Origin of the sequence: Streptomyces sp. NRRL S-340, assembly GCF_000720185.1 — a bacterium.
In the GTDB taxonomy this organism is placed as follows: Bacteria; Actinomycetota; Actinomycetes; order Streptomycetales; family Streptomycetaceae; genus Streptomyces.
On the sequence record NZ_JOIY01000014.1, the window covers coordinates 136614 to 162467 of the forward strand.

Here is a 25854-nt window from a genome sequence, read left to right on the forward strand (position 1 = left end):
CTCACGGGGCGGCGGGCGGGATGTTCTGGTTGGCGTGGAAGAAGTTGTCCGGATCGTAGGTGCGTTTGACCTCGGCCAGCCGGTCGTAGTGGCCGCGGTACGTCCCCCGGACCCGGTCGCCGCTCTCCTCCTGCCCCAGGAAGTTGATGTAGGCGCCGCCCATGGAGTGGGGGTGCAGCGCGGTCCAGTAGTCCACGCACCACCGGCGGATCAGTCCGGCGTTGGCGGGCTCGGGGTCGATGCCGGCGATCACACCCGACCACGTCGCGTCCCGGTAGGCCCAGGCGGTGTCGTCGGCACCGGTGCGGCGGGCCGCGCCGTCGACCGGGTACAGGTGCATCGTGGACAGTCCGGTGGGCAGGTCCCGGCCGTACTTCTCGTGGACGGCGACGGCGTCGTCGCAGAGGGCGTCGAAGAAGTCACCGCGCCAGTACCACTGCAAACCCCTGGGGAGCAGCCCGTCGAACAGGGACTGCAGGGCGGGGTAGGGCATCGGGGTGGTGAAGTGGAAGGCGGGCGGTCCGGGTGTGTTCACTTCCCTGAGCGCGTCCTCCAGCCGGTCCTGTCCCGGATCACCGGTGCGGCACCACACCACGCCGCACATCTTCCGGCCGTGCAGGGGCTCGGGGAAGGGCGGGGCGGGCGGCACGGCCAGCAGGAGGAAGAAGCCGTTGAGGTCCTCGGGCGCGGCGGGCAGGAACTCCCGGTACCAGCGCAGCACTTCTCCGACGCGGTCGACGGGCCAGACGGTCAGCCCGACGCCGACGGTGTCCACGGGGTGCAGCCGGAAGGTGAACGAGGTGACCACGCCGAAATTGCCGCCGCCGCCCCGCAGGGCCCAGAACAGGTCCGGGTGCTCGTCCGCGGAGGCGGTGAGGAAGGTGCCGTCCGCGCGGACGACGTCGGCGGACAGCAGGTTGTCGATCGTCAGACCGTACCTGCGGGTCAGGTGCCCGTGGCCGCCGCCCAGCGTGAGACCGCCCACCCCGGTCGTCGACATGATCCCGGTCGGGGTGGCCAGTCCGAAGGTGTGCGCCGCGTGGTCGAGATCCCCCAGCAGGCTTCCGCCGCCCACCCGCGCCGTCCCGGCCCGCGGGTCGACGTGCACCCAGCGCATCGGCGTCAGGTCGAGCGTCAGCGCGCCGTCGGCCAGACACAGCCCCGGCCCGCTGTGTCCGCCGCCGCGCACCGCCAGTTCCACGCCCTCCTCCTGGGCGAAGGACAGCACGGTCCGCACGTCCGCCACGTCGACGCACCCGGCGATCGCGGCCGGCCGCCGGTCGATCATGGCGTTGTAGACGCCCCGGGCCTCGTCGTAGCCCGGGTCACCCGGAGCGAGGACGGTTCCTCGCAGTGCCGTACGCAGACTCTCCAGAGCCTGCCCGTCGATCCCGTCCATGGCCGTCACTCCTGCCTGCGCGTGTCAGGCGCGCACGGACGGGGGCGCGACGTCCGGGCCGGCGGCGGGGGCGTGGGACGCGGATCCGTACGCGCCGGTGACGATGACGTTCGGCGGAGCGCGGGCACCACCCCGCCGGCAGCATTGTCCGTCCGCCGGCCGCGTCCCGCACATGGGCGGGGCACCGGCCGTGCCCGCACGCCGGCGGCGGTCCGGCGGAGCCGGCACGGTCCGCGGGCCGTTCCAGCACCCTCACCTCCGTGGTGCGGGCGGGCACACACCGCGCCGAGGCGCCACGGGCACCGCCCCGTCCCCTCACCCACGCCTCACCGCACCGGCGCCTCCCCGCGGTGTTCCTCCGGTGTCCCGGCCTTGGCGCGTATCTCGTCGGCCCGCGGACTGCCGGTCGCGCTCAGCAGGTCGGAAGGACCTCCCGGCACCTTGTGATCGCACGCAGGAGACACCGCCCGCTGATCGGAACCCACTTTGGTCCGCAGCTCTCAGGAAGGGACGGGCCCGAGGGACGCCGGGTGCGGGCACCGCCGGTCTCCCGCTTCGTAGCGGGCGGGAGACGAGACGCCCGGACGGGAGGCCGTCCCGGACCCCTGCCCGCCGGGTTTCGCCGTTCGGCATCCCGCCCCGGGGTTCACGGCTCGCCACCTCGCCCCGGGGCTCCACAGGCGGCGCCGCCCCTACAGGACCTCACACTCCTCGGAGCGGGCGGCTTCGAAGACGGCCCGCAGGCCGGCGGGCGGCGCGGTGATCCTCCGCGCGCGGACGTCGATCCACGCGCCGAGCGAGTGCACGACGGCGGCCTCCTCGCCGTCCTCCCGGAACACGGTCTGGCGCACCCGCCACCGCGCGCAGTCCTCGGTAAGTCCCACCACCTCGCAGGACACCTCGACCTGTTCGGCGAGGAAGACCTCGCGGCGGTAGCGGACCTCCTCACCCAGCAGAACGGCGGCGAACCCCTCCTTCTGCAACGCGCGGACGTCCCATCCCGACGCCACGAGGAAGCCGAGCCGGGCCGTGCTCGCGTACTCCAGGTACCTGGTGCTGCGCAGATGGCCGTTGAAGTCGACATCGTCCCAGCGGACTTCGAAAGATTTCCGGAAAGCCTCATACATGTCATGGAGAGTACCGCCCGCCATGAAGAAACATGTGAGTGGCTGGCCGCGCCCGCCGCTGCCCGTCCCGCGACACCGCACAGGGCGCTGGCCTGGCACAACTCCGCCCGGCTCAAACACGTGGTGCCGGAAATGAACCCGCCGACCGGGTGTGAGCGTGTACCGGACAGTGGCACACGTGTGTGGCCGTGGAGAAACTGGGGTGGAAGACATGAGCATGAAACACCGGTTGGCATCGGCCGCCGTCCTGACCGCCACCGTCGGCGCGGCGCTCGCCCTGGGCACGGCTTCCGCGTCCGCGACGTCCTACGAGAACGTCCTCCTGGACAGGAACGCGGGCAAGTCGTGCCAGAGCCAGGCGAACACCAACAACGACTGGTGGCACTTCTCCCGCAACGGCAGCGACGCCTACTGGTTCTACTGCGGAGGCAGCAACCACACGGAGCTGTGGATCCGTCAGCCCGTGGGCGGCTGGTGGAGGCCGGCCTGACGGCCTGGGCCCGCCCCGCGCCCCATCCGACACGACCAGGGACAGCGCGCAGACGCACGCTGCCGTTCCGGAGAGCCAGGCAGGAAATGATCAAGAACGTACGAGTGAAGGCCGTACTGGTAGCCGCGGCGGCGGCCGGCAGCCTCCTCAGCTTCACCCCGAGCGCCAGCGCGGCCGGGAACTGCGACCACTACGGGCAGCCCGGGTACATCCAGGTGTTCTCCGGAGGGAACTTCACCGGGAACTGCTACGAGACGTACTACTGGAACACGGTCGCTGACTTCAGGCAGGTTCCCAACGGCATGAACGACAGCATCTCCTCCGTGAGGAGCTGGTCCGGCGGTTCCTTCGGGGACGGCGGCTTCTCGAGCGAGTCACTGTGGACGGACCAGTACGGCAAGGGGCTCGCGTTCACCTTCCACGCCGGTGAGTCGTGGCCGAACCTCCCCTCCTGGATCAACGACAAGGCTTCCTCGCTCTACTGAACGCGGGAAAACCAGGCCCTGTGGTCCGGGCCCATGCCCTGTCGTCACATTCCTGTCTGCCCCGGGGCGACGGGAATGTGCCGGCAGGGCCTAATAGCTGTCGTAGCCGGGCTTCCCGTTCGGCCGGTAGACGCCGACGACGGTGCCGCCCTTCGTCGTCGAGACGCTGACCGGCTCCAGCGCGGTGGGGACGGCTCCGTCGGCGAACAGCCGCTTGCCGGTGCCGATGATCACCGGATGGATGGTCAGCCGGTACTCGTCGACGAGGCCGTGCCGCATGAGGGTCTGGGCGAGGCCGCCGCTGCCGATGACCTTGATGTCACCGCCGTCGGACGCCTTCAGCTCGCGTACGGCGTCGACGGCGTCGCCCTCCAGCAGGGTGGAGTTCTGCCACTCGACCGATGTCAGGCTCCGGGACGCCACGTACTTGCGCATGCTGTTCATCCGGTCGGTGAACGGGTTGCCGGGGTCGGCGCTCGGCCAGTACGACGCGAAGATCTCGTACGTCCTGCGGCCGAGCAGCATCGCGTCGGAGTGCTCGTACCAACCGGAGACGGCCGCGCCGACCTCCTCGTCGTCCACCGGTTTCTGCCAGCCGCCGTGCTCGAAGCCGCTCTGAGGGTCCTCGTCCGGGCCGCCCGGGGCCTGCATGACGCCGTCCAGCGTCAGAAACGTGCAAACGATGATCTCGCGCATGGTGCGCTCCCTTCGTCGACGGGTAGACCGCACCACCGCCGGGAACTCATCGGCGGCACCCGGAACTCCGGGCAGAAGGGGAGTCCGGTCAGCTCGCGGCGCCGGTCGCGTCGCTGATGTCCTGGTGGAGTGCGCCCCCGCGTCCCTGCCGGCCGGCGGCCCTGCTCTCGGTCCACCAGGACCTCAGCCCGGTCACCACGGCCTCCCCCCAGCGCCGGCCGGGGAGCCGCGCGGTCAGAGTTCCCCGGCCCTGGCCCTGAGTTCCGCGGCCCGCGGGACCCGCAGGGCGGTGAGCAGGTCGGCGGCGCGCAGCCAGTTGGCCCGTGCACCGGCCGTGTCCCCGAGGTCGAGCTGCGCCGAGGCGAGGTGGTCCAGGGTCTCGGCCCGCTGGTACTCGTCGTGCACCTCGTCGAGGAGCGCGAGCGCCTTCTCGAAGCTGGTGACGGCGGCGGCCGGGTCGCCCAGGCGCTGCTGGGCGTACCCGACGGAGTCCCAGACCGACGCCTCGCTGCCGCGGTCGTCGCTCTCCCGCAGCAGCGGCAGCGCCTCCTCACACGTGCTGATGGCCTCCTCGTACTCACCGTTCAGGGCGAGACACCAGCCCACGCCGATGAGGGTGCGGGCGACCTCGTCGGGCCGGGGGAGCGTCCGGGCGACTGCCAGGGCGGCGCGGGCGTGCCCGAGCGCCTCGGCGTAGCGCTCCTGCCGAGTGCGTATGAAGCTGACGTTGCGCTGGACACGGACCTGGTGCTCCACGGGGAGCCGGTCCAGTTGGCCGAGCATCAGGGCGATCGGCTCGTCGGCCTCGTCGAGGCGCCCGGTCTCGACCAACGCCCGCACCAGGTGCGCACTGCTGCGCGCGACGGTGACGGGCTCGTCCAGCAGGAGCGCCGCCTCCAGTCCGGTGCGCGCGGCCGACACCTCCTCCGCCCAGCGGCCCATGACCGCGTTGTAGCCCACCCATTCCAGCGTGAGGCCGACCCGGTGGCGCAGCAGCCGCGGATCCTCCAGGCTCCGCAGGGCCGCGGCGGCGGTCGACTCCTCCTGCCGGAACCAGCCCAGGCCCTCCTCGCGGTCGTCGAACTCGACGCGCACCGTCCCGGGCGCCGGGGACCCGGCCGGTCCCGGCGGGAACCGTGAGACGAACCGGTTGGCGGTGTGCGCGTTGTGGCACAGGTAGTCGAGCAGGCGGGTCTCGGCGGCGAGGCGGTCGTCCTGCTCCCGGGCGGCGAGTTCGCAGCCGTAGGCGCGGACGAGGTCGTGCAGGACGTAACGGCCTTCGGCGTCCCGGGACAGGAGGCTGGCGGCGGTGAGTTCGCGCAGGTGCCGGCGGGCCTGTACCGGTTCCGTCCCGGCGAGGGAGGCGGCGGCCTCGGCGGAGACGACCGGCCCCGGGTGCAGCGCGAGGTGGCGGAAGAAGCGTGCCGTCCCCGCGCTGAGCGCCCGGTAGGACCAGGAGAAGACGGCGCGTACGCCCTCGCTCCGGCCGTCGGCCGACAGCGCGTCCAGCCGTGGGCTCGTCGCGCGCAGTTCCCGTAGGGCGAGGGCGAGCGGCATGGCGGGGGCCTCGCCCAGCTGCGCGCCGACGACGGCGACGGCCAGGGGCAGGTGCCCGCACAGGGCGACCAGTTCGGCGGCGGCCTCCGCTTCGGCCCGGCACCGCTCCTCGCCGATCCGGGCGGCCAGAGCCGTGACGGCCTCCTCCCGGCTCCACACGTCCAGGCTGATGAGGGCGGCGCCCTCGGTGGCCGCCAGACCGGCGAGACGGTTGCGGGAGGTGACGACGGTCAGACTCCCGGCCGAGACGGGCAGCAGCGGCCTGACCTGGTCCGCGTCGCGCGCGTTGTCCAGGAGGACGATCAGCCGCCGGGCGGCGGTACGTTCCCGGAACAGCACCGTACGCTGCTCCGTGCCGGGCGGTATGTCGCTGCTGGGCACGCCGAGCGCCCGCAGGAACCCGCCCAGCGCCTCCCCGGGGTCGAGCGGTGCTCCCGAGTCCTCGAAGCCGCGCAGGTCGACGTAGAGCTGACCGTCGGGGAAACGTTCCGCCACCTGGTGCGCCCAGTGCACCGCCAGCGCGGTCTTGCCGACCCCGGCCATCCCCCCGATCGCGGAGATGACCACGTGTCCGCCCCGCCCCGCGACCTGGTCCGTGGCCTGCAGGGCGGACCGCAGCGCTTCCTCGCGCCCGCGGAAGGAGACGAGGTCGGGCGGCAGTTGCCGCGGGACCTGGTCCGCACGCCGGGTGGCCGCCTGCACCAGACGCCGGCGCCGGGTCCCGTCCAGCTCCAGCGCGTCCATCAGCTCGGCCAGCGTGGCCTGCCGCGGCAGGCTCCTGCCCCGCTCCATGTCGCTGATGGCGCGGACACTCACGCCCGAGGCCTCGGCGAGGCCCTCCAGGGAGAGCAGCGCGTGCTGCCGTGCGGCGCGCAGCAGCGCTCCGAAGGTCTCTTCGCCCATGCCGGCCTCCGGGCCTCACCCCGACCGCAGGGGCCGGTACCACTGCTTCAGGTTCCCGGAGAACGTAGCAGTTGTGGAGTGATCGGTCCAAAGGACGTCTCGGGGTGGTGACCGCCGCGGAACCGGTGCGCGGCGGCCGCCTCGAACGCCCCCGATGCGCCGGCATCCGCCTCCTCGGTACCGGCTCGACGGAGTTCACGTGAACGGCCGGGCAGAAAGGAAACGGCCGGTCCATGCGGCGGCGCCGATCGTCGAAGACGCCCGCGGCGCCCGCGGCGGGCACCGGTCGCAGCCGAGTGCCGGGCATGGTCCACACTGCGGTGGTGGTCCGCCGGCCGGGGTGCGGACCGTGCGCCCCGGCCGGGTCTCGCCGTCTCGTCCCCTGGGGGTCCAGTGAAGTACAGAGCCGTTCTCCTCGCGTTCTTCCTCCTGCCCGCGCTGTGGGGGGTCGCGGACCTCGCGGGCGCCCTCACGGCCTCGGCCGAGGTGGTGTGCCCGGGGGAGAACGTGCGCGACGGGGAGGAGCGGCCCGGCCCGATGCGGCCCGGGGACAGCGAGTGCTCGGTGCTGGAGGGCTCCCTCGCCGTGGCGAGCCGGACGTACGAGGAACAGCGGAACCACCAGTCCCTGCAGCGTCGGCGGGACGCCAGGAACGGAGCCCTGCTCATGGCGTACGGTGCCGGGGGCGCGCTCCTGGCCTGGCGGGCCACCCTGCGGACCGCCAACGGCACCTGAACCCCGCCCCGCTGACGAACGGACCGCGCGGGTCCCCCGGCCGGCGGCCACCGCGTCGTCCGGGCACCGGCCGCGGAGAGGGCCGCGCGCGGCAGGCGGGGCGGGAAGCCGCCGAAGGCGCGGGTTCGTCGGGCAGGGTCCGGGCCCGCGCGGCGGGCCCGTTCGCCGCCCGGCGTTCCGAGGAGGTCCCCGGCCGGCGGGCCCGCGGTCCGGCCCCGGCCGGGCCGGTGGCACGGACGGTCAGACTCCGTGGCACACCCGGTCACACCCTGGGCGGCACCGGGAACACCATGGAGACATGACCAGCAACAACCCGGCCGTCTTCGGCGGACGCCTGCTCATCGGCGCCACCGGCTCCGCCGCCGTCGCCACGCTTCCGATGTACATCAACGCGCTGCGCACCACCTTCACCGGGACGATCACCGTCCTGATGACGCACACCGCCGCCACGTTCCTCCCGCCGCACACCGTCGGGCTGTTCGCCGACCGTGTGGTCACCGGCACCAGGCCGGACGACTGGGCCCGGGAGAACCAGGCGACCCTGGCGGCCGGCCACGACATGATGGCCGTCCTGCCGGCCACCGCCAACATGCTCTCCGCCGTCGCCACGGGCGCCGTCCCGAACCTGCTGACCGCGACGATCGCCGCCGCCGACTTCCCCGTGGTGTTCTTCCCGGTGATGACCGACGGCATGTGGGGCAAGCCCGCGATCCGGCGCAACGTGGAACAGCTCCGTCTCGACGGCTACCACGTCGTCGACCCGCAGCCGGGACAGCGCTACGACGTCGGCCTCGGCGAGTTCGTCAAGGCGCCCATGCCGCCCGCGCCGCCCCGGTTCGTCGAGGTGGTCCGGGAGTTCATGCCGGGCGACGGCTGACCGTACGAGGGGAGCCGGCCGCCGCTGGTGATCCGGCAGCGGCCGGGTCCCGGCGGTGCTCACGGCGGGCACCGCCCGCTCCACCGCGGACGCGAAGGGGCGCGCCCCCCCTGCGGGTCCCGCCGCCTACCGGACGGCAGCCGCGACGGGCACCGTGTTCGCCGCACGCGTCACCGCGGCCAGGCTGGCGGCGAGGACGGAACGGTCCCGGCCCGCCGCCCACCGGACCCCCTCCCCGTCCCGGAACTCCAGCAGGGTCAGGGCCTCGCCGTCGTTCCCGGCGTCGACACTGGTCTGGTGCAGGCTCACCACGTCGATGCGGATGCCCTGCGCGCCCAGGGCCTCGGTGAGCGCTTCCACCGGGCCCACGTCCGCGTGCGTGCTGGTGTGAGCGGTTCCGCCGATCCGGAGCGTGACCGTGGTGCGGTTTCTTCCGCCGGTGTCGCTCGTCTCGTACCCGGCCAGTTCGACGCCGGGGCAGGCGCTCGCCGCCGCCCTCGGCGCGGGCGCGAGGTAGGCGTCCTCGAAGACGCCCCACAGGCCGGCCGCGGTGACCTCGTGGCCGGTGGCGTCGGTGCGCCGCTGGACATGGCGGGCGAAGTCGATCTGGAGCCGGCGCGGCAGTTCGATGCCGTACTCCGTCTCCAGCAGGTAGGCGATGCCGCCCTTGCCGGACTGGGAGTTGACCCGGATGACCGCCTCGTAGCTGCGCCCGAGATCGGCGGGGTCGACCGGCAGGTACGGGACCGACCACTCCAGCTCGTGCTCCGCGACGCCCCGGGCCGCGGCGCGGGCGCGGTGCTCGGCGAAACCCTTCCTGATCGCGTCCTGATGGGTGCCGCTGAAAGCGGTGTGCACCAGGTCGCCCGCGTAGGGGTGCCGGGGATGGACCTCGATGCGGTTGCAGTACTCGACGGTGCGCCGCACCTCGTCGATGTCGGAGAAGTCGATCATCGGGTCGACGCCCTGGGCGTGGAGGTTCAGGGCGAGGGTGGCGATGTCGACGTTGCCGGTGCGCTCGCCGTTGCCGAAGATGCACCCCTCGACGCGCTGCGCCCCGGCGAGGACGGCCAGTTCGGCGCAGGCGATGCCCGTTCCCCGGTCGTTGTGCGGGTGCACGGAGAGGATCACCGAGGAGCGGCGGGCGAGGTTCTTGTGCATGTACTCGATCTGGTCGGCGTACACGTTCGGGGTGGCGGCCTCGACGGTGGCGGGCAGGTTCAGGATCACGGGGCGGTCGGGCGTGGCGTCCCACAGCCCGGTCATGGCGTCGCAGATCTCCAGCGCGTAGTCCGGTTCGGTGAGGTTGAACACCTCGGGGGAGAACTCGAACCGCACGTGGGGCAGGTGCCCGGCCAGCGCGAGGACGTCGCGGCCGCCGGCGAGGATCAGCTCCTTCAGCGCGTGGCGGTCGTGGCCGAGGACGACATCCCGCCAGACGGGCGCGGTGGCGGTGTACATGTGGATCACCACGGGGTTGGTGATGCCCCGGACCGAGTCGACCGTGCGCTCGATCAACTCGCGGCGCGCCGGGGTGAAGACGACGATCGTCACGTCCTCGGGCGCGAGGTCCGACTCGGCGATGAGCCGGACGAAGTCGTAGTCGGTCTGTGAGGCGGACGGGTAGCCGACCTCGATCTCCTTGTAGCCCATGGCGACCATCAGCTCGAAGAAGCGCCGTTTGCGCGCCGGGTCCATCGGCTCGGCCAGCGCCTGGTTGCCGTCGCGCAGGTCGACGGGCACCCACAGCGGCGCCGTCGTCAACTGCCGCGTCGGCCAGTCGCGTTCGGTGAGCGGGACCTCGACGCGGGAGTGGATGCCGCGGTAGCGGTGTGACGGCATCGGTGAGTGCCGCTGCCGGTTCCAGGCCGGTGCGTCCGCGGGGACGGGGCCCGCCGGGGCCGAGGTTCGGGGGGTCGGTGCGTGAGTCATAGGGTGGAATCCTGCTTCGCTGTCGCGTAGGGGAGACCGGCGCGGACGAGCGCTCCACGTCGGGGCGCCGGCCTTGCTAGGCCCCGACGTGGCGGAGAAGGAGGAGGATTCCGGAGTTCAGCACGGGTGCACCGTAGCACAACTCCTCAGACAAGTAGAGAAGTTACGGAGACGGGAGGGCCGAGATGGCTCAGGTTCGGCGTGCGCCCCTGGCTGATCAGGCGGCGCAGGCGCTGATGGAGCGCATCCGGGCCGGGGAGTGGCGGCTGGGCGGGAAACTGCCTGGCGAGACCACCCTCGCCCCTCAGCTCGGCGTGGGCCGCTCGACGGTCCGCGAGGCGATCCGGCAGCTCGCCGGCCGCGGCGTGCTCGCCTCCCGGCAGGGAGCCGGTGTCTTCGTCACCGCCCTCGACGCCCCCGAGGACTGGGACGACGTGGTACGCCGTGCCGACATCGTCTCCGTGATCGAGGCGCGCGTCGCCATCGAGACCGAGGCCGCCGCCCTCGCGGCCGGACGCCGGACCCCGGCGGAACTGCGGGCGATGCGCCGCGCCCTGGCGGATCGCCGCGAGAGGCGTTCTGGCATCGAGGAGCACGTGGACGCGGACACGGCGTTCCACCGCAGCATCGTCGTGGCGGCGCACAATCCGATCCTGACCGAGCTGTTCGACGGATTCACCCCGCGCAGCCGGCAGGCCATGGTCGAGATGCTGCGGATCCGCGGCGGTCTCGGCGACGACGCCGGCCACGGCGCCGACCACGACGCCCACGCCCGCCTGCTGGAGGCCGTCGCCCACGGAGACCCCCAGGAGGCGGCGCAGGCCGGCCGCGCCCATCTCCTCACCCTCAAGGCACAGCTGGGCTGACCGGCCCCGGCGGCCGAGCGAGGGCTGCCGCCCGGCACCTCTCGTGGCCAGTGCCGGTCGGCCGGCTGCCCCCGGTCACCCCCCCGGCCGGCGCGGCGACCCGGCACCACCCGGGTGACGTCGGCGTCCCCCGGCCCGCGCCGGGCCTCGGCACCACCAGATACTCGGCCCCGCCCGGTCCTCGGCCCCGCCCGGTCCTCGGCCCCGCCCGGTCCTCGGCCCCGCCCGGTACCCGGCGTCGGCCGCCCGCACCACCCGCCCTCCCCGGTCGCTACGCGCCCCGTGCCGTCCGGCGGAAGGCCGTCGGTGTCGTGCCGGTGCGGTGCCGGAAGAACTTGGTGAAGTCACCGGCCCCGGCGAACCCGAGCCGCTCGGCCACCGCGCCGACGGACAGCCCGCCGTGGGCCAGCTCCCGCTTGGCCTCCAGGACCACCCGCTCGTCGACATAGCGCTTCGCCGACATCCCGGTGACCGCCTCCGCGGCCCGGGTGAGCGTGCGCCGGCTGTAGCCGAGGGCGGCGGCGTAGTCCTCCACCCGCCGGGTGACGGCGAAGTCCCGCTCGACGGCCGCGTGGAAGCGGCGGAACGTCTCGCTCGGCACCGGCCTGCCGGGTTCGGCCCCGTAGGCCGCCGTCAGCCGTTCCACGAGCACCGCCAGCAGGTGCCGCAGCACCCTCAGATGGGCCTCCAGCGGCAGTTGTGCCGCGGCGTCGTACTCGTGGCGCAGATGGTCCAGGGCCTTGTGCAGCCCCTCGGCCACCGGACCGGCCGGGGCGAGCGGACCCCGCGCGAAGGGCGGATCGGCGACGGTGGCCGCGGTGGTCGCCGCGTCCGGGAAACCCGGCGGGAAGGCGACCACCACACCGTCCGCCTCCGGCAGGTCCGGACTCCAGCGCTGCACCTGCCCCGGCCGGATCCACAGCCACTGGCCGGCCGCCGGCTCGTACGTGGTGAAGTCCACGGAGACGGTGACCCGGCCGGAGCGCACCGCGACGATCTGGTGGAAGGCCGGCCGCAGCGGCGCGTACGGATCGTTGCCGTGCCGCAGCGCGCGCTCGGCGAGCCCCGCCAGCTCCACCAGTTCCAGACCGGGCGGCGACCCGGCCGTGTGCCGGAAGACCAGCTCCCGGATCGGAGGAGTCGGCGCCGGCGCCGGCGCCGAAGGATGTCCGTTTTTGCCCATCGTGAGTCCCGAGCTTACCGCCGTGTGCCCTGACCGCGCTCCTAGGGTGAAGGTGTCGGCGCAGGTCAGCGCCGCAGGGGCGAAAGGTGCCGCGGTATGAGACTGATCGTGGGAATGACGGGAGCCACGGGCGCCGTCCTCGGTGTCCGTTTCCTTCGGACACTGGCCGAGCTTCCGGAGGTGGAGACGCATCTGGTCCTCAGCCGGTGGGCGCGCACCACGATCGAACTGGAGACCGGTCTGTCCGCGGACGAGGTCGGTGACCTGGCCGACGTCGTGCACCGCCCCGAGGACCAGGGAGCCGTCATCTCCTCCGGCTCCTTCCGCACCGACGGCATGGTGGTCGTGCCGTGCTCGATGAAGACCCTGGCGGGCATCCGCGCCGGTTACGCCGACGGGCTGGTGGGCCGGGCCGCGGACGTCGTCCTCAAGGAGCGCCGCCGGCTCGTGCTGGTGCCCCGGGAGACACCGCTGAGCGAGATCCACCTGGAGAACATGCTCGCGCTGTCCCGGATGGGCGTCCGGATGGTCCCCCCGATGCCCGCCTTCTACAACCATCCGCAGACCGTGGACGACATCGTCGACCACGTCGTCGCGCGCCTGCTCGACCAGTTCGACCTGCCCGCCCCGGCCGCCAAGCGGTGGGAGGGCATGCGGGCCGCCCGTTCCCTGCGGCCGGCCTCCTGACGGCACCCCGGCCGTCCGCCGCCCCCTTCCGCCGCGCCCCACGGCCTCCCACGGCCCCGACCGCCCCCCCCACGGCCTCTCACGGCCCCCGACCGCCCCCCACGGAGTACCCATGCCCTACGACGATCTGCGCTCCTTCCTCGACACCCTCGACCAGGAGGGGCAACTGCTGCGGGTCGCGGAGGAAGTCCTCCCCGAGCCCGATCTGGCCGCCGCCGCCAACGCCACCGGCCGGATAGGAGAAGGCGCCCCCGCCCTCTGGTTCGACAACGTCAAGGGCTTCACCGACGCCCGCATCGCCCTCAACGTGCACGGTTCGTGGGCCAACCACGCGCTCGCCCTCGGCCTGCCCAAGCACACCCCGGTCAAGGAGCAGGTGGCCGAGTTCGCCCGGCGCTGGGACGCCTTCCCCGTCCCGCCCGAACGGCGCGAGGACGCCCCCTGGCGCGCCAACACGCAGGAGGGCGCCGGCGTCGACCTCTTCTCCGTGCTGCCCCTGTTCCGTCTCAACGACGGCGACGGAGGCTTCTACCTCGACAAGGCCGCCGTGGTCTCCCGCGACCCCGACGACCCGGGCAGCTTCGACAAGCAGAACGTCGGCACGTACCGCCTGGAGGTCATCGGCCGCGACCGGCTGGCCATCCAGCCCGTCCCCGTGCACGACGTCGCCCTGCACCTGCGCAAGGCCGAGGAGCGCGGCGAGGACCTGCCCATCGCCATCACCCTCGGCAACGACCCGGTGATGGCGATCGTGGCCGGCATGCCGATGCGCTACGACCAGAGCGAGTACGAGATGGCGGGTGCCCTGCGCGGCGCGCCCGCGCCGATCACCACCGCCCCGCTCACCGGCTTCGACGTGCCCTGGGGGTCGGAGGTCGTGATCGAGGGCGTCGTGGAGAGCCGCAAGCGCCAGATCGAGGGACCCTTCGGCGAGTTCACCGGGCACTACTCCGGTGGCCGCCGGATGCCCGTGATCCGCGTCGACCGGGTCTCGTACCGCACCCGCCCGGTCTTCGAGTCGCTCTACCTGGGCATGCCGTGGACGGAGTGCGACTACCTGGTCGGACCCAACACGTGTGTCCCGCTGCTGAAGCAGCTGCGTGCCGAGTTCCCCGAGGTGCAGGCCGTCAACGCCATGTACACGCACGGCCTGCTGGCGATCATCTCCACGCGCAAGCGTTACGGGGGTTTCGCCAAGGCGGTCGCGATGCGCGCCATGACCACCCCGCACGGGCTGGGGTACATCACCACGGTCATCGTGGTCGACGAGGACGTCGACCCCTTCGACCTCCCCCAGGTCATGTGGGCGGTGTCCGCGAAGGTCAACCCGTCCGGCGACGTGCTGATCATGCCCAACCTGCCGGTCGTCGAACTGGCGCCCGCCGCGCAGCCCGCCGGCATCACCAGCAAGATGATCATCGACGCGACCACCCCCGTCGCCCCCGACGTGCGCGGCAACTTCTCGACGCCCGCGAAGGACCTGCCCGAGACGCGCGACTGGGTGACCAGGATCCAGGACCTCATGGCCGCGCGCGGCTGAGCCGCCGGGCGCCCCCGGCCGCCCGGCACCTGCTACCACCGACCCCGACCTCCCGACACCTGTCGCCCCCGAGAAGGAGAGAAGACCGCATGACCGAGTGCCCCCGCTGCGCCTTCGGGACCATCGAGACGCTGCACACCTCGCCCGTCCCCGGCGTGTGGGACGTCCTGCAGTGCCGGCGCTGCCTGTACACCTGGCGCACCACCGAACCCGCCCGCCGCACCCGGCGCGAGGCCTATCCGGAGCAGTTCCGGCTGACTCCCGAGGACATCGAGGCTGCCTCCGAGGTCCCTGCGGTACCGCCGCTGCGCGCTTCGGCCTGAGAGGCGTACGGCGCCCTTCCACCGGTCCGCCGCGGCAGGCGCGGCCCGGGGGCGGCGCTCGCCCCCATGGCGGCCTCCGGGTCCCGGCCGGGGGCGCCCCGCGGCCCTCGGCCGCGACGGGCGCGGGCGCTGGTGCCGGTGACCCGCTGACCGCCGTCACGAAAGCGGCGCCGGGACCCGCCTGGCCGCCACCGCCACACCGCCACCGTCACCGTCGCCGGGAGCGGTAGGAGCCCGGCGTCATGCCCGTGACGGTCCTGAACGCCCGGTAGAGCTGTGCCTCGCTCCCGAACCCGCACTCGTGGGCCACGGCGGCCAGCGTGCGGTCGGGATGTGCCGACACCAGCCGCTGGGCGAGCGACACCCGCAGCCTGCGGATCAGCTCCGTGAGCGGTTCCCCGTCCTCGGCCAGGGCGCGGTACATCGTGCGCCGCGAGACACCGCAGCCCGCGGCGACCACGGCGGCGTCCAGAGCGGGGTCGGTGATGTTCCGGCGGACGAAGCGGTGGACACGTTCGCGCGTCAGCGCCGCCGCCGACGCCTGGGGCGGTGTGGTGCCGGCCGCCCAGGACACGGCCGTGCCCAGCAGGTCGACGGCGTGCGGCACCAGGGCGCGGGCCGCCTCCGGAGCCGTGCCCTGCAGACGGTTGAGCCCGACCAGGAAGTCGGCGACCACCCGGCCGGGACCGGAGGCGCCCAGTTCCACGGCGGTCACCCCGTTCAGGGAGCGGTGCGGCAGCCGGTTTTTGGGCACCTTGACCACCAGCTGGGAGAAGTCGTCGGCGAAGTCCAGCGTGTAGGGGCGGGAGCTGTCGACGAAGGCCATCGCGCCGGGGGCGAGTTCGACCGCCTGCCCGTCCTGCTCCAGCCCGGCCCGGCCGCGCAGCTGGATGTTGGCGAGCAGGACGTCCTCGTCGTCCCGGGCGATCAGCCGCCGCGTCCGCGCGACCCGCTGGCCGCCGGCGGCCAGTTCGGCGAACCCGATCCCGTCCAGGACGGACGTCTCGATCCGGCCCTCGAAGACACCCGTCGCCCCGGGGCGCACCGCCACCCCGACAATCGTGTCGCAGACCACGTCCGCCCAGTAGGCGAACGCGTCGGCTTGCCCGACGTCGGTGCTGGTCCACCGGGTGTGCGTTCGGTCGTTCATACGTTCATGATGCCGCTACGCCCGCGCAGGCGCCGGATCCCCGGGGCGGCCGGTGACCGGACTCCGGGCGGGGGAGTGCCGGTCCGGGCCCTCCGCACGGGCACAGGCCGGGTGTCCCCGGCGGGCACAGGCCGGGTGTCCCGCGTGGGCACGGATCGGGCCTTCCGCGTGGGCACGGATCGGGCTTTGTGCCCGGGTTCAGAACGGGCTGCCCTAAGAGCTGCGAACAAAAGGGGCGCCCGGCTCGAGACGTCCGGCACGCACGCTCGCGGCGTTGCCGAAAGGCCCTGGTAGCTCCGCTACAAGGACCTTCCGGCGCCTTGCGATCGCACGCACCGGACGCCGCGCAACTGGCGGGCGATGGCCTGGTCCTTGAGCCCGGCCTTGAGCATCTTGAGAAGAAGGAGGTCGTCCGGGCCGAAGGTGTCGTCCGGGGCCGGAGCCGCCGCCGAGATGGGCTCGGCACGGGCCCAGTAGGCCTCGTACAGCTCCATCAGGGCGTCGAGCATGCCCGACGGATGGATGACGAGGAGGTCGTCGTAGACCGGACCGGACAGCGGGACCAGGGCCACCCGCTTGTCGATGATGTGCAGTTTGAACGGCAGGTGCGGCAGCATCCGGGACCGCTCGCCCAGTTCGGCGAGTCTGAGCAGCGTGGCGAACCGCCCGGGCCGCTCCATGGACTGCGGGCAGTAGATCGAACGCACGTCGATGCCCTGGCGCAGCCAGGCCGCCGTGATGTCGAACTCCTCCTCGTTGCTGTGGAGTCCGCCGTCCGGCCGGCCCACATAGGGCGGCCGGTCCAGGGCCCACATGTGACTGGTCGCGGAGTTGCTCAGCTGCTCGACCCGTTCCAGGATCAGCTCCCGGTCGGAGAGGACCTCCACCAGGTTGCGCGGATCGGAGCGCAGCCGCCCCTCCCGGTAGCGTTCGGCGATCCGGTCGATCTCCGTCCGGGCCGAGGCCAGCGTGGTCTCCGTCTCGAACCGCCACCTGGCCAGCAGGGGCAGCAGCGCGGCCTGGGGGTTGGCCGCCTGGAGGCGGCCGTCGCCGGTGTCGTGGAGGAGCCCGAGTTCCCGCAGCCGGGCAGCGGAGGCGAGCACCTCGTCCTCCGGTGTGCCCAGGGACGCGGCGACGCCCGCGACGGTCACCCGGCCGCGGTCCAGGAAACACCGGTACACCGGTTCGTCGGACTCGGCTATGCCCAGCACCGTGAGCACGTATGCATACCTCCGTCGGTCGGTGTGTGACATCCGTGTCGTGATTGGTCAACCGGCCAAACCGGCCATCAGAGTATCTGGACACCTGTCCGAGGTACAGCGTTCACTTTCCTCGCCGCGACACTCGTCCACCCGGCCCGGCCCCCCCTTGCCACCAGCACGCGCAGCGCCACCGAAGGCGCGGAGGCATCCGCCGGCCGGGCCAGCTCCTCATGGAGGAATGTGTGAGTTCCGTGTTCCGAAGAAAGACACTCGCCTGGGGGGCGGCAGCTCTGGCCGTCTCGCTGGCGGCCGTCTGCACCGGCACGCCGGCCCAGGCGGCCGGTGACCCGCAGGCCCGCGCGGCCGGTGACGCCCAGGCCGGGCCGGCCGGTGACCCGCAGGCCCCCGTCGCCGTCACCGGGCGCTCCCCCTCCGGCCGTTACATCGTGACCCTCAAGGACGCACCGGTCGCCCTCTACCGGGGCGGCGTGGACGGCCTGGCCGCCACCGCTCCCTCGGCGGGCGCCAAGGTCGACGCCTCCAGTACCGCCGCGCACCGCTACCGGGACTACCTGCGGGGACGGCAGAGCGAGGCGGCCGCGTCGGTCGGCGCCACGGTCCGCGGCCGTTACACGGTCGCGGTCGACGGCTTCGTCGCGGACCTGACCCCTCTTCAGGCCGTCCGCCTCAGCAGGCGGCCCGGGGTCCTCGCCGTCAGCCCGGACGCCCGGGTCAAGGCGACGGACGACACCCGGTCGACCGACTTCATGGGGCTGTCCGGGCGGCAGGGCGTGTGGTCGAAGCTCGGGGGCACCGCCAAGTCCGGCAAGGGCGTGGTGGTCGGTGTCATCGACAGCGGCATCTGGCCGGAGAGCGCGTCGTTCGCCGCCCCCGCCCTGGGCACCGCCCCGCCCACGGCCAAGGACCCGTACCGCCCCTACCGCGAGGGCGGCGTGATCAAGATGAAGAAGGCCGACGGCGGCACCTTCACCGGCGTCTGCCAGAGCGGGGAGAAGTTCACCGGGAGCGCCTGCAACACCAAGCTCGTCGGCGCCCGGTACTTCAACGACGGCTGGCTGGCCACGACCCCGCCCGAGGAGCGGGGCGACTACCTCTCGGCGCGTGACAACAGCGGCCACGGCACCCACACCGCGTCCACCGCCGCGGGCGACGCGGACGTCGCGGTGACCGTCGAGGGGCACGACTTCGGGAAGATCTCCGGGGTGGCGCCGGGCGCGGCGGTCGCCGTGTACAAGGCGCTCTGGACGGAGAAGGGCACGACGGACGCCGGCGGTGACGCCTCGGACATCGTCGCCGCGATCGACCAGGCGGTGGCGGACGGCGTCGACGTCATCAACTACTCGGCGGGCCGGGTGGTGGAGTCCTGGCTCGACGAGCCCATCGTGCAGGCGTTCCGGGCGGCGGCGCAGGCAGGCGTCTTCGTGTCGGCCGCCGCGGGCAACGAAGGACCCTCCCGGAGCGTCATCGACAACACCGCGCCCTGGATGACGACGGTCGCCGCGAGCACGCTGCGGCCCGCGGAGGCCACGGTGAAGCTGGGCGACGGCCGGACCTTCGTCGGCGGCAGCCTCACCGTGCGGGCGGCCGTCGGCCCCAAGCCCCTGGTCCTCGCCGGCGACGTCAGGTCGGCCGGGGCGACGGACGAGGACGCGCAGCTGTGCCGGGAGGGTTCCCTCGACCCGGCGAAGACGGCCGGCAAGGCGGTGGTGTGCGACCGCGGGATCACCACCCGGGTGAGCAAGTCGGCCGAGGTGGAGCGCGCCGGCGGCGTCGCCATGGTGCTGGTGAACACCGCCGACCAGGAGACCGACAGCGACATCCATGTCGTGCCGACCGTGCACCTGAACGTCCCGGGAGCCGCGGACGTGCGCGCCTACGCGGCCACGCCGGGCGCCACGGTGACGTTGCAGCCGGGCGGCTCGACCGGGACGCCGTACCCGCAGATCGCCCCGTTCTCCTCCCGGGGTCCGTCGGACGTCAACAAGGGCGCGCTGATCAAACCGGACATCGCCGCGCCGGGCGTCGGCGTCCTCGCCGCCGTCGCGCCACCCAGCAACTTCGGCCACGACTTCGACTTCATGACCGGTACGTCGATGGCGGCACCCCAGATCTCCGGCCTCGCCGCCCTCTACTTCGGTGTGCATCCCAAGTGGTCCCCGATGGCGGTGAAGTCCGCCATGATGACGACCGCGGTGGACACCAGGACCGCCTCGGGCGGCACCAGCACGGACGTGTACGCGCAGGGCTCGGGCGAGGTCGATCCCGCCGCGATGTTCGACCCGGGCCTGGTGTACGACTCGTCGGACCGTGACTGGCTCGCGTACGAGGAGGGCCTCGGCATCGACACCCAAACCGGCACGGCGCCCGTCGCGCCCAGCGACCTGAACTACCCGTCCCTCTCCGTGGACCGGCTGCTGGGATCGCGCACCCTGACCCGTACCCTGACCGCGACGCGCCCGGGTGTGTACCGGGCCGAGGTGGACCTGCCGGGCTTCCGTGCCGAGGTGAAGCCCTCCACGCTGCGCTTCACCCGCGCCGGGCAGACCGCCCGGGTCGCCGTCACGCTGACCCGGACCACCGCGCCCTCCGGCACCCCCGTCGTCGGACACCTGACCTGGAGGGGCAGCGGCCACGTCTCCGTGCGCAGCCCCATCGCCGTCACCCCGCAGATGGTGGAGGCCCCCGACCGGGTCGACGCGGGCCCGGGCAGCGAGGGAAGCGTCTCCTACTCCCTGACCCCCGGCACCGAGAAGCTGACGCTCACCGCCCACGCTCCGGTCGTGGGCCCCGCCGTGCGGGGCGAGGTCGACATGGCGACGGGCGGCGCACAGGAGTACGCCATCACCGTCCCCGAGGGGACCAAGGCGGGTGAGGTCCTCGCCACCACGGACACCGCGGACTCGGGCGTCGCCCTGTACGTCCTGAACACCCCGGCGGACGGGCAGCCCTGGACGATCGTGGCCGAGAGCGCGGGATCGGAGCACCGGCAGCACGTCACTCTGAAGGGGCTGGAACCGGGCCGGTACACCGTCTTCGTGCTGGCCGGGGACTACCACGCCGGTACGACGGCCACGCCGTTCACCCTCCAGACCAATCTCGTGGCAGCGGACTCGCCCACGACGGGCACGTTCACCGTGTCGCCGGCGAGGCCCGCCACGACACCGCTGCGGCCGATCACGGTCACCGGCCACTGGAGCGGCGTGACGAGGACCCCGGCCACCGCGTACGTGGAGTACCCGGACGGCACCGGCACACTCGTCGGCATCGGCGGCTGACCGGCCCCCGGCAGGCCTCCGGGAGGCTTCCCACCCCAGGCCCCTGCGGCTGCCGTGCGCGGCAGCCGCAGGGGCGACCGAGCGGCGGCGGTCGTGTTCCCCGGTACCCGTGTGTTCCAGGTACGTGTGTCATGTGTGACGCTTTCGCCCATGTCGATCATCGCAACCGTCGTGGTCCTGCTCATCGCCGCGCTCCACTGCTGCATCCTGGTCCTGGAGATGTTCCTGTGGACCGGCCCCAGGGCCCGGGCCGTCTTCGGGACCACCGCCTCTTTCGCCTCCGGGACGAAGGCGCTCGCGGCCAACCAGGGGCTGTACAACGGGTTCCTCGCCGCCGGGCTGGTGTGGGGCGCCGTGGCGTCCGGCCCGGCGGGGCTCCAGGCGAAGGTGTTCTTCCTGACGTGTGTGGCCGTGGCCGGTGTGTACGGCGCCGCCACGGCCGCCCGGAAGATCCTCTTCGTGCAGACCGTTCCGGCACTGACCGGTCTGGCGCTGGTGCTGGCCGCCCGCTGAGCGAGGCCCGCCGACGCGCACCGATACGAGACGGATACCTGACCGAGCGCCGGCCGATGCCGGCTCGCGCGGCGGTCGCGGCCCGGGATCCCGAGAGTGGTGGCCGCCGTACGTGCCCGTGCGGCGTACCCGGATCCCGGAGGTCGTCCCACCATGCCATCCGCCACTCTTCCCCCGGCGCGCCAAAGACGCGCGTTGCGCGGCGGCGCCCTTGCCGCCTCGGCTCTCGCACTGACCGGATTACTGCTGCCCACCGCGTCCGCCGCGCCGAGGACCGGGCAACGCCTGGACTGGCGCCTGTGCTCGTCGGTCGCCGAGGACTGGCCCGTACCGGGTGACAGGCGGACCGAGTGCGCGGAGCTGACCGTCCCGTTGGACTACGCGAAACCGCGGGGCCGCACCATCACCGTCGCGGTGAGCCGGATCAGGGCCACCGGACCGCACCCGGAGGAACCGCTGGTGTTCGGTGCCGGCGGCCCCGGGACGGCGAACGCGGCGACGCTGCCGGGTCTCCTCGGCTCCGGGCTGGGGACGCTCAACACCGAGCACGACCTCATCGGCATGGACGAGCGCGGCACCGGCTACAGCCAGAAGATCTCGTGCGACTTCCGCGGGGGAGCGGAGCCGCCGGTGACCGCGGGCCAGAAGGAGCGGGCCGAGGCCGCCTTCGACGACCAGGCCGAGTTCAATCGGCGGTGCACGGCGATCGATCCGGAATTCGTGCGCGGGCTCACCCCGGAGAACATCGCGCGGGACATCGACTCCCTGCGGGACGCGCTCGGTGCCGAGAAGATCGACTTCTTCGGAGAGTCCTTCGACACGGCGACCGGCCTGGCCTACCGGTCCCTCTTCGACGACCGGGTCAAGCGCATGTGGCTGGACTCCTCGATGCCGCCGGTCTTCGACCACTCCGCCATGGACGGCACCATCGAGGCCCTCGCCGAGCACAACTTCGCGGACTTCACCCACTGGCTTGCGGAGCACGACTACGACTACCACCTGGGCACCGGCAAGGCCGCCGTCGCGGCCAGGCTCACCGCCCTGCGCGCGGAACTGGACCGCGAACCCCGCATCGCCGGCGGCCTGCGCCTGGACGGCGAGTGGGCGGCCGGTCTCCTCGGCAGCACCCCCGACGCGTGGGTGAGGGCGGCGAACGACCTGGTCACCGTGATCGACGGCGGCATCCCCGGATCCGCCCGCAGCGCCTCGGAGACCGTCCGGCGCCGGTACGGTCTCGGCGACCCGCTCGACGGACTGAACGCCCTGCAGTACAACGCCATGCTCTGCAACACCGACTCCAGCCCCAAGGACTTCCCCCGCCTGTGGTCCGCAGCGCAGGCCCGCCGCGCCGCCTTCCCGGCCGTCGGCGGCACGTACATCTCCCCGTGGTGCGCCGACTGGCCGACGCACACCCCGCCCACGGCCGTGGTCCGCGGACGCAGCCCGCTCCAGATCTCCGGGCACCTCAGCGAGGGCGACACCCCCTACGCGTGGGCGCAGGCGGCGCACAACGCGGCCGGCGGCACCCTGCTGACCGTCGTCGACGGGGTCCACGCCTCCTTGAAGAACCTGCCGTGCGGCGCCCACGTGGTCGATTTCTTCCGCACCGGGAGGACCACCGGCGGCACCTGCCCGGGGCTGAAATGACCCGGCGTCCCGCCCTCGCGCCTGCCCCTGTCCCTGCCCCTCCCGCTCCCTCTCCCGCTCACGGAGGAACGAACCAAGTGACGCGCTTCCCCACGGCCAGGGCCCTCCTCGGCGGCGTGGCCCTCCTCGGCCTGGCACTGCTGACACCCGCTGCGTCGGCCGCCCCGGCGGCCGTGGCGTCCACGGCCGCCGCGAAGTCCACCGCGGCCACAGCGGCTTCGGCGGCGGCCGGCTTCACCGGCACCGTCGACGTCGACGGGTGTTCCGGTTCCGTCGTCCGGATGCCGGTCTCCACGGACGACGACCGGGCACTGGTGCTGACCAACGGGCACTGCTACGAAGGAGCCCAGCCCGTCCCCGGCGAGGTCCTGGTGAACCGGCCGTCCCACCGTCTGTTCAGCCTGCGCGACCGCTCCGGGGACACCGCCGCGCAGGTGCACGCGACGAAGGCCCTCTACGTCACCCTGACCGGCACGGACATCGCCCTCTACCAGATCGACGAGACGTACCGGGAACTGGCGAGGGACCACGGGGTCACCGCCCTGACGGTCGCCGGCCGGCGTCCCGCCCGTGGCACCGCGATCCGCGTCGTGTCCGGGAGCCTGAAGCAGGAGTTCTCCTGCCGGATCGACGGGTTCGCCTACCGCGTCCTGGAGACGGCCAACGTCACCGAGGACGTCGTGCGGTACACACCCGAGTGCGACACCGGGCACGGCACCTCCGGGTCCCCCGTGCTGGCGGACGGGAAGATCGTCGCCGTCAACAACACCAGCAACCACGACGGCGGGCGGTGCACCCTGGACAACCCCTGCGAGATGGCCCGGGACGGCGCGATCTCCGTCCACCGGGGGGCCGGGTACGCCACGGCGACCTACTGGCTGGCCGCGTGCACGGCGCCGGGGAACCGGCTGGACCTGAACCGCGCCGGATGCCTCCTGCCGCGCGCTGATCCCCGGCGGGCCCCGGCCACCCGCTGACCGGGTCCGCGGCAGCCGGCGGCGGCACCCGCACCCGGCCGGAGCGCGGGGGCGCCTGCCCGGCGCGGACCGTTCACGCTGCCGCGCGGCCCCTGGTCACGCCACGACCGCACATGTCCGTAAGGACCCGGAACACACATGTGTGTTCCGGGTCCTCGGCTCGTCGGGCATGATGTCCGCATACAAGGTGTGTGCCGGGTGTGCGCGGCCACAGCAACGCGCACACCCGGCAGGCCGGCACCGCCGGGGCTACGAGACATGCCGAGGACCACTTCTACCGAGGAGCGAACTGTGCCCGACAACAACCAGAGGCCGCTGACCACGGTCGCCGGCGCGCCGGTTCCCGACAACCAGAACTCCCTGACGGCCGGCCCGCGGGGCCCGATGCTCCTCCAGGACGTGTGGTTCCTGGAGAAGCTCGCCCACTTCGACCGCGAGGTCATCCCGGAGCGCAGGATGCACGCCAAGGGATCCGGTGCGTTCGGCACCTTCACGGTCACCCATGACATCACGCGGTACACCAGCGCGAAGATCTTCTCCGAAGTCGGCAAGAAGACCGAGCTGTTCGCCCGGTTCTCCACCGTGGCGGGGGAGCGCGGGGCGGCCGACGCCGAGCGCGACATCCGCGGCTTCGCCCTGAAGTTCTACACGGAGGAGGGCAACTGGGACCTGGTGGGCAACAACACCCCGGTGTTCTTCTTCCGCGACCCGCTGAAGTTCCCGGACCTCAACCACGCGGTCAAGCGCGACCCGCGCACCAACCTCCGCGACCCCGAGAACAACTGGGACTTCTGGACCAGCCTCCCCGAGGCCCTGCACCAGGTCACGATCGTGATGTCCGACCGCGGCATCCCGGCGTCGTACCGGCACATGCACGGCTTCGGCTCGCACACCTACAGCCTGGTCAACGCCGAGGGCGAGCGGTTCTGGGTGAAGTTCCACCACCGTACCCGGCAGGGCGTCGAGAACCTCACGGACGCCGAGGCCGAGGCCCTGATCGGCAAGGACCGCGAGTCCCACCAGCGCGACCTCTTCGACGCGATCGAAAGGGGCGACTTCCCGAAGTGGAAGCTCTTCGTCCAGGTCATGCCGGAGGCCGACGCCGAGCACTACCGCTTCCACCCCTTCGACCTCACCAAGGTCTGGTCGAAGAAGGACTACCCGCTCATCGAGGTCGGTGAATGGGAGCTGAACCGCAACCCCGCCAACTACTTCGCGGACGTCGAACAGGCCGCCTTCACCCCGGCCAACGTCGTCCCGGGCATCGGCTTCTCCCCGGACCGGATGCTCCAGGGCCGCCTCTTCTCCTACGGCGACGCCCAGCGCTACCGCCTCGGCGTGAACCACCACCAGATCCCCGTGAACACCCCGAAGAACCCCGTCAACTCCTACCACCGCGACGGCGGCATGCGGGTGGACGGCAACCAGGGCGCCACCCCCGGCATCGAGCCCAACTCCTACGGCCGCTGGCAGGAGCAGCCCGCCTACCGCGAGCCGAGCGGGCGGGTGGGCGCCGTCGCCGACCGGTTCGACTTCCGTGAGGACGACGACAACTACTTCGAGCAGCCCGGTGACCTGTTCCGCCTGATGAGCCCCGAGGAGCAGCGCAGGCTCTTCGAGAACACCGCCCGCGCGATCGACGGTGCCTCGCAGCGGACCGTCGAGCGTCACATCGCCCACTGCACCCAGGCCGACCCGGCCTACGGCGAAGGCGTCCGCAAGGCGATCGAGGCCCTGGCCGCCGGCGACCTCTGACCCCCGCCGGGGTCCGGCGTGGCACCGCCCGCCCACGCCGGACCCTGCCCCGTACCCCCTCCCCGTACGAGCAGAAGGAGCCGCCCATGACCGGAGGCGGACCGTGACCCCCGAGCAGACGCGTCGCATCGTGGCGATCGCCATGGATCTGGCCCGGGAGGGCCGCACCGCACCACTGGCCGAGTTCGTGGAGCACGGCCTGCCGGCCGACGTCGCCGACCCGGCCGGCAACACCCTCCTGATGCTCGCCGCGTACCACGGTCACGCGGAGACGGTACGCACCCTCATCGGGCTCGGCGCCGACCCCGACCTGCGCAACGCCCGCGACCAGACGCCCCTCGCCGGTGCCCTGTTCAAAGGCGCCGACGACGTGGTGGCGGTCCTCGTCCGGGCCGGTGCGGACCTGGACTGCGGCACCCCGACCGCCCGGACCGCCGCCGCCGTGTTCGGCCGCGCCCACCTGCTCACCGGCTGATCCCGGCCCCGGCGCGTCGCCGCCGGTGTGCCGGGTCAC

The 25854-nt window shown here is 72.8% G+C and carries 22 protein-coding genes; 14 read left to right on the top strand and 8 right to left on the bottom strand.

Going from position 1 to position 25854, the window contains the following annotated elements; translation table 11 throughout:
- Position 1 precedes the first annotated feature (1 nt).
- Both IG64_RS13390 and IG64_RS13395 read right to left on the bottom strand, forming a co-directional pair.
- Positions 2–1399 (bottom strand): FAD-binding oxidoreductase, encoded by a 1398-nt coding sequence (locus IG64_RS13390; protein ID WP_199811582.1) that lies wholly within the window; start codon positions 1397–1399, stop codon positions 2–4.
- Between the two features lie 692 nt (positions 1400–2091).
- A complete protein-coding gene (locus IG64_RS13395; RefSeq protein ID WP_051812818.1) occupies positions 2092–2526 on the bottom strand; it encodes an acyl-CoA thioesterase in 435 nt (144 codons plus the stop codon).
- 211 nt (positions 2527–2737) lie between these two features.
- Between IG64_RS13395 and IG64_RS13400 the strand changes: the two genes are divergently transcribed.
- Both IG64_RS13400 and IG64_RS40370 read left to right on the top strand, forming a co-directional pair.
- A complete protein-coding gene (locus IG64_RS13400; protein ID WP_158771557.1) occupies positions 2738–3016 on the top strand; it encodes a hypothetical protein in 279 nt (92 codons plus the stop codon).
- Positions 3017–3102: 86 nt separating this feature from the next.
- Complete coding sequence (locus tag IG64_RS40370) at positions 3103–3501, top strand: hypothetical protein (protein ID WP_037855339.1); 399 nt, start codon at positions 3103–3105, stop codon at positions 3499–3501.
- A 90-nt stretch (positions 3502–3591) separates the two neighbouring features.
- On the opposite strand, the gene IG64_RS13410 is transcribed toward IG64_RS40370, so the two are convergent.
- Both IG64_RS13410 and IG64_RS13415 read right to left on the bottom strand, forming a co-directional pair.
- Complete coding sequence (locus tag IG64_RS13410) at positions 3592–4197, bottom strand: dihydrofolate reductase family protein (RefSeq protein ID WP_037855342.1); 606 nt, start codon at positions 4195–4197, stop codon at positions 3592–3594.
- Positions 4198–4431: 234 nt separating this feature from the next.
- Positions 4432–6657: an ATP-binding protein gene (locus tag IG64_RS13415; RefSeq protein ID WP_037855344.1), complete on the bottom strand. Its 2226-nt coding sequence runs from the start codon at positions 6655–6657 to the stop codon at positions 4432–4434.
- 393 nt (positions 6658–7050) lie between these two features.
- Between IG64_RS13415 and IG64_RS13420 the strand changes: the two genes are divergently transcribed.
- Together IG64_RS13420 and IG64_RS13425 are read left to right on the top strand one after the other, a co-directional pair.
- On the top strand, positions 7051–7392 hold the full coding sequence (locus tag IG64_RS13420) for a hypothetical protein (protein WP_037855353.1): 342 nt from the start codon (positions 7051–7053) through the stop codon (positions 7390–7392).
- Positions 7393–7690: 298 nt separating this feature from the next.
- Positions 7691–8269, top strand: a complete 579-nt coding sequence (locus IG64_RS13425) for a flavoprotein (protein ID WP_037855354.1) — start codon at positions 7691–7693, stop codon at positions 8267–8269.
- A 126-nt stretch (positions 8270–8395) separates the two neighbouring features.
- On the opposite strand, the gene IG64_RS13430 is transcribed toward IG64_RS13425, so the two are convergent.
- Positions 8396–10201, bottom strand: a complete 1806-nt coding sequence (locus IG64_RS13430) for a 2-isopropylmalate synthase (RefSeq protein ID WP_037855356.1) — start codon at positions 10199–10201, stop codon at positions 8396–8398.
- Positions 10202–10386: 185 nt separating this feature from the next.
- Here IG64_RS13430 and IG64_RS13435 point away from each other — a divergent pair, with 185 nt between their 5' ends.
- The gene (locus tag IG64_RS13435) at positions 10387–11067 is read left to right on the top strand and encodes a FadR/GntR family transcriptional regulator (protein WP_037855358.1); all 681 of its coding nucleotides are present in this window, start codon (positions 10387–10389) and stop codon (positions 11065–11067) included.
- Between the two features lie 271 nt (positions 11068–11338).
- On the opposite strand, the gene IG64_RS13440 is transcribed toward IG64_RS13435, so the two are convergent.
- Positions 11339–12250 (bottom strand): helix-turn-helix domain-containing protein, encoded by a 912-nt coding sequence (locus IG64_RS13440; RefSeq protein ID WP_051812821.1) that lies wholly within the window; start codon positions 12248–12250, stop codon positions 11339–11341.
- 96 nt (positions 12251–12346) lie between these two features.
- On the opposite strand from IG64_RS13440, the gene IG64_RS13445 reads away from it, so the two are divergent.
- The 3 genes from IG64_RS13445 to IG64_RS13455 all read left to right on the top strand — a co-directional run bounded on the left by IG64_RS13445 (position 12347) and on the right by IG64_RS13455 (position 14800).
- Positions 12347–12937 carry a non-oxidative hydroxyarylic acid decarboxylases subunit B gene (locus IG64_RS13445; RefSeq protein ID WP_037855359.1) on the top strand — a complete coding sequence of 197 codons (591 nt, stop codon included), beginning with the start codon at positions 12347–12349 and terminating at the stop codon, positions 12935–12937.
- A gap of 112 nt (positions 12938–13049) precedes the next feature.
- Positions 13050–14477 carry a non-oxidative hydroxyarylic acid decarboxylases subunit C gene (locus IG64_RS13450; protein WP_037855360.1) on the top strand — a complete coding sequence of 476 codons (1428 nt, stop codon included), beginning with the start codon at positions 13050–13052 and terminating at the stop codon, positions 14475–14477.
- A gap of 89 nt (positions 14478–14566) precedes the next feature.
- Entirely contained in the window at positions 14567–14800 is a 234-nt protein-coding gene (locus IG64_RS13455; RefSeq protein WP_037855362.1) for a non-oxidative hydroxyarylic acid decarboxylases subunit D, read from the top strand.
- A gap of 208 nt (positions 14801–15008) precedes the next feature.
- Here IG64_RS13455 and IG64_RS13460 read toward each other — a convergent pair whose 3' ends face one another.
- Together IG64_RS13460 and IG64_RS13465 are read right to left on the bottom strand one after the other, a co-directional pair.
- Positions 15009–15950 carry a helix-turn-helix domain-containing protein gene (locus tag IG64_RS13460; protein WP_037855363.1) on the bottom strand — a complete coding sequence of 314 codons (942 nt, stop codon included), beginning with the start codon at positions 15948–15950 and terminating at the stop codon, positions 15009–15011.
- 299 nt (positions 15951–16249) lie between these two features.
- A complete protein-coding gene (locus IG64_RS13465) occupies positions 16250–17170 on the bottom strand; it encodes a hypothetical protein (RefSeq protein WP_051812823.1) in 921 nt (306 codons plus the stop codon).
- Positions 17171–17403: 233 nt separating this feature from the next.
- Here IG64_RS13465 and IG64_RS41575 point away from each other — a divergent pair, with 233 nt between their 5' ends.
- From IG64_RS41575 to IG64_RS13500, 6 genes are all read left to right on the top strand, one after another.
- The gene (locus IG64_RS41575; protein WP_234438502.1) at positions 17404–20448 is read left to right on the top strand and encodes a S8 family peptidase; all 3045 of its coding nucleotides are present in this window, start codon (positions 17404–17406) and stop codon (positions 20446–20448) included.
- A 150-nt stretch (positions 20449–20598) separates the two neighbouring features.
- Positions 20599–20961, top strand: coding sequence for a DUF1304 domain-containing protein (locus tag IG64_RS13480; protein WP_037855366.1), 363 nt, complete (start codon positions 20599–20601; stop codon positions 20959–20961).
- Between the two features lie 195 nt (positions 20962–21156).
- Complete coding sequence (locus tag IG64_RS13485) at positions 21157–22608, top strand: alpha/beta fold hydrolase (protein ID WP_037855367.1); 1452 nt, start codon at positions 21157–21159, stop codon at positions 22606–22608.
- A 77-nt stretch (positions 22609–22685) separates the two neighbouring features.
- Positions 22686–23585 carry a S1 family peptidase gene (locus IG64_RS13490; protein ID WP_234438503.1) on the top strand — a complete coding sequence of 300 codons (900 nt, stop codon included), beginning with the start codon at positions 22686–22688 and terminating at the stop codon, positions 23583–23585.
- Positions 23586–23843: 258 nt separating this feature from the next.
- Positions 23844–25340: a catalase gene (locus IG64_RS13495; protein ID WP_234438504.1), complete on the top strand. Its 1497-nt coding sequence runs from the start codon at positions 23844–23846 to the stop codon at positions 25338–25340.
- 142 nt (positions 25341–25482) lie between these two features.
- Positions 25483–25815: an ankyrin repeat domain-containing protein gene (locus IG64_RS13500; protein ID WP_107474250.1), complete on the top strand. Its 333-nt coding sequence runs from the start codon at positions 25483–25485 to the stop codon at positions 25813–25815.
- Positions 25816–25854 lie beyond the last annotated feature (39 nt).

Bases quoted from the DNA above. Each gene is read 5' to 3' on its own strand.
- IG64_RS13425 (WP_037855354.1), top strand. From the start codon at position 7,691: ATGACCAGCAACAACCCGGCCGTCTTCGGCGGACGCCTGCTCATCGGC.
- IG64_RS13400 (WP_158771557.1), top strand. From the start codon at position 2,738: ATGAGCATGAAACACCGGTTGGCATCGGCCGCCGTCCTGACCGCCACC.
- IG64_RS13435 (WP_037855358.1), top strand. From the start codon at position 10,387: ATGGCTCAGGTTCGGCGTGCGCCCCTGGCTGATCAGGCGGCGCAGGCG.
- IG64_RS13455 (WP_037855362.1), top strand. From the start codon at position 14,567: ATGACCGAGTGCCCCCGCTGCGCCTTCGGGACCATCGAGACGCTGCAC.
- IG64_RS13430 (WP_037855356.1), bottom strand. From the start codon at position 10,201: ATGACTCACGCACCGACCCCCCGAACCTCGGCCCCGGCGGGCCCCGTC.
- IG64_RS13395 (WP_051812818.1), bottom strand. From the start codon at position 2,526: ATGTATGAGGCTTTCCGGAAATCTTTCGAAGTCCGCTGGGACGATGTC.
- IG64_RS40370 (WP_037855339.1), top strand. From the start codon at position 3,103: ATGATCAAGAACGTACGAGTGAAGGCCGTACTGGTAGCCGCGGCGGCG.
- IG64_RS13390 (WP_199811582.1), bottom strand. From the start codon at position 1,399: ATGGACGGGATCGACGGGCAGGCTCTGGAGAGTCTGCGTACGGCACTG.
- IG64_RS13410 (WP_037855342.1), bottom strand. From the start codon at position 4,197: ATGCGCGAGATCATCGTTTGCACGTTTCTGACGCTGGACGGCGTCATG.
- IG64_RS13460 (WP_037855363.1), bottom strand. From the start codon at position 15,950: ATGAACGACCGAACGCACACCCGGTGGACCAGCACCGACGTCGGGCAA.
- IG64_RS13445 (WP_037855359.1), top strand. From the start codon at position 12,347: ATGAGACTGATCGTGGGAATGACGGGAGCCACGGGCGCCGTCCTCGGT.
- IG64_RS13450 (WP_037855360.1), top strand. From the start codon at position 13,050: ATGCCCTACGACGATCTGCGCTCCTTCCTCGACACCCTCGACCAGGAG.
- IG64_RS13480 (WP_037855366.1), top strand. From the start codon at position 20,599: ATGTCGATCATCGCAACCGTCGTGGTCCTGCTCATCGCCGCGCTCCAC.
- IG64_RS13415 (WP_037855344.1), bottom strand. From the start codon at position 6,657: ATGGGCGAAGAGACCTTCGGAGCGCTGCTGCGCGCCGCACGGCAGCAC.
- IG64_RS13440 (WP_051812821.1), bottom strand. From the start codon at position 12,250: ATGGGCAAAAACGGACATCCTTCGGCGCCGGCGCCGGCGCCGACTCCT.
- IG64_RS13495 (WP_234438504.1), top strand. From the start codon at position 23,844: ATGCCGAGGACCACTTCTACCGAGGAGCGAACTGTGCCCGACAACAAC.
- IG64_RS13500 (WP_107474250.1), top strand. From the start codon at position 25,483: ATGGATCTGGCCCGGGAGGGCCGCACCGCACCACTGGCCGAGTTCGTG.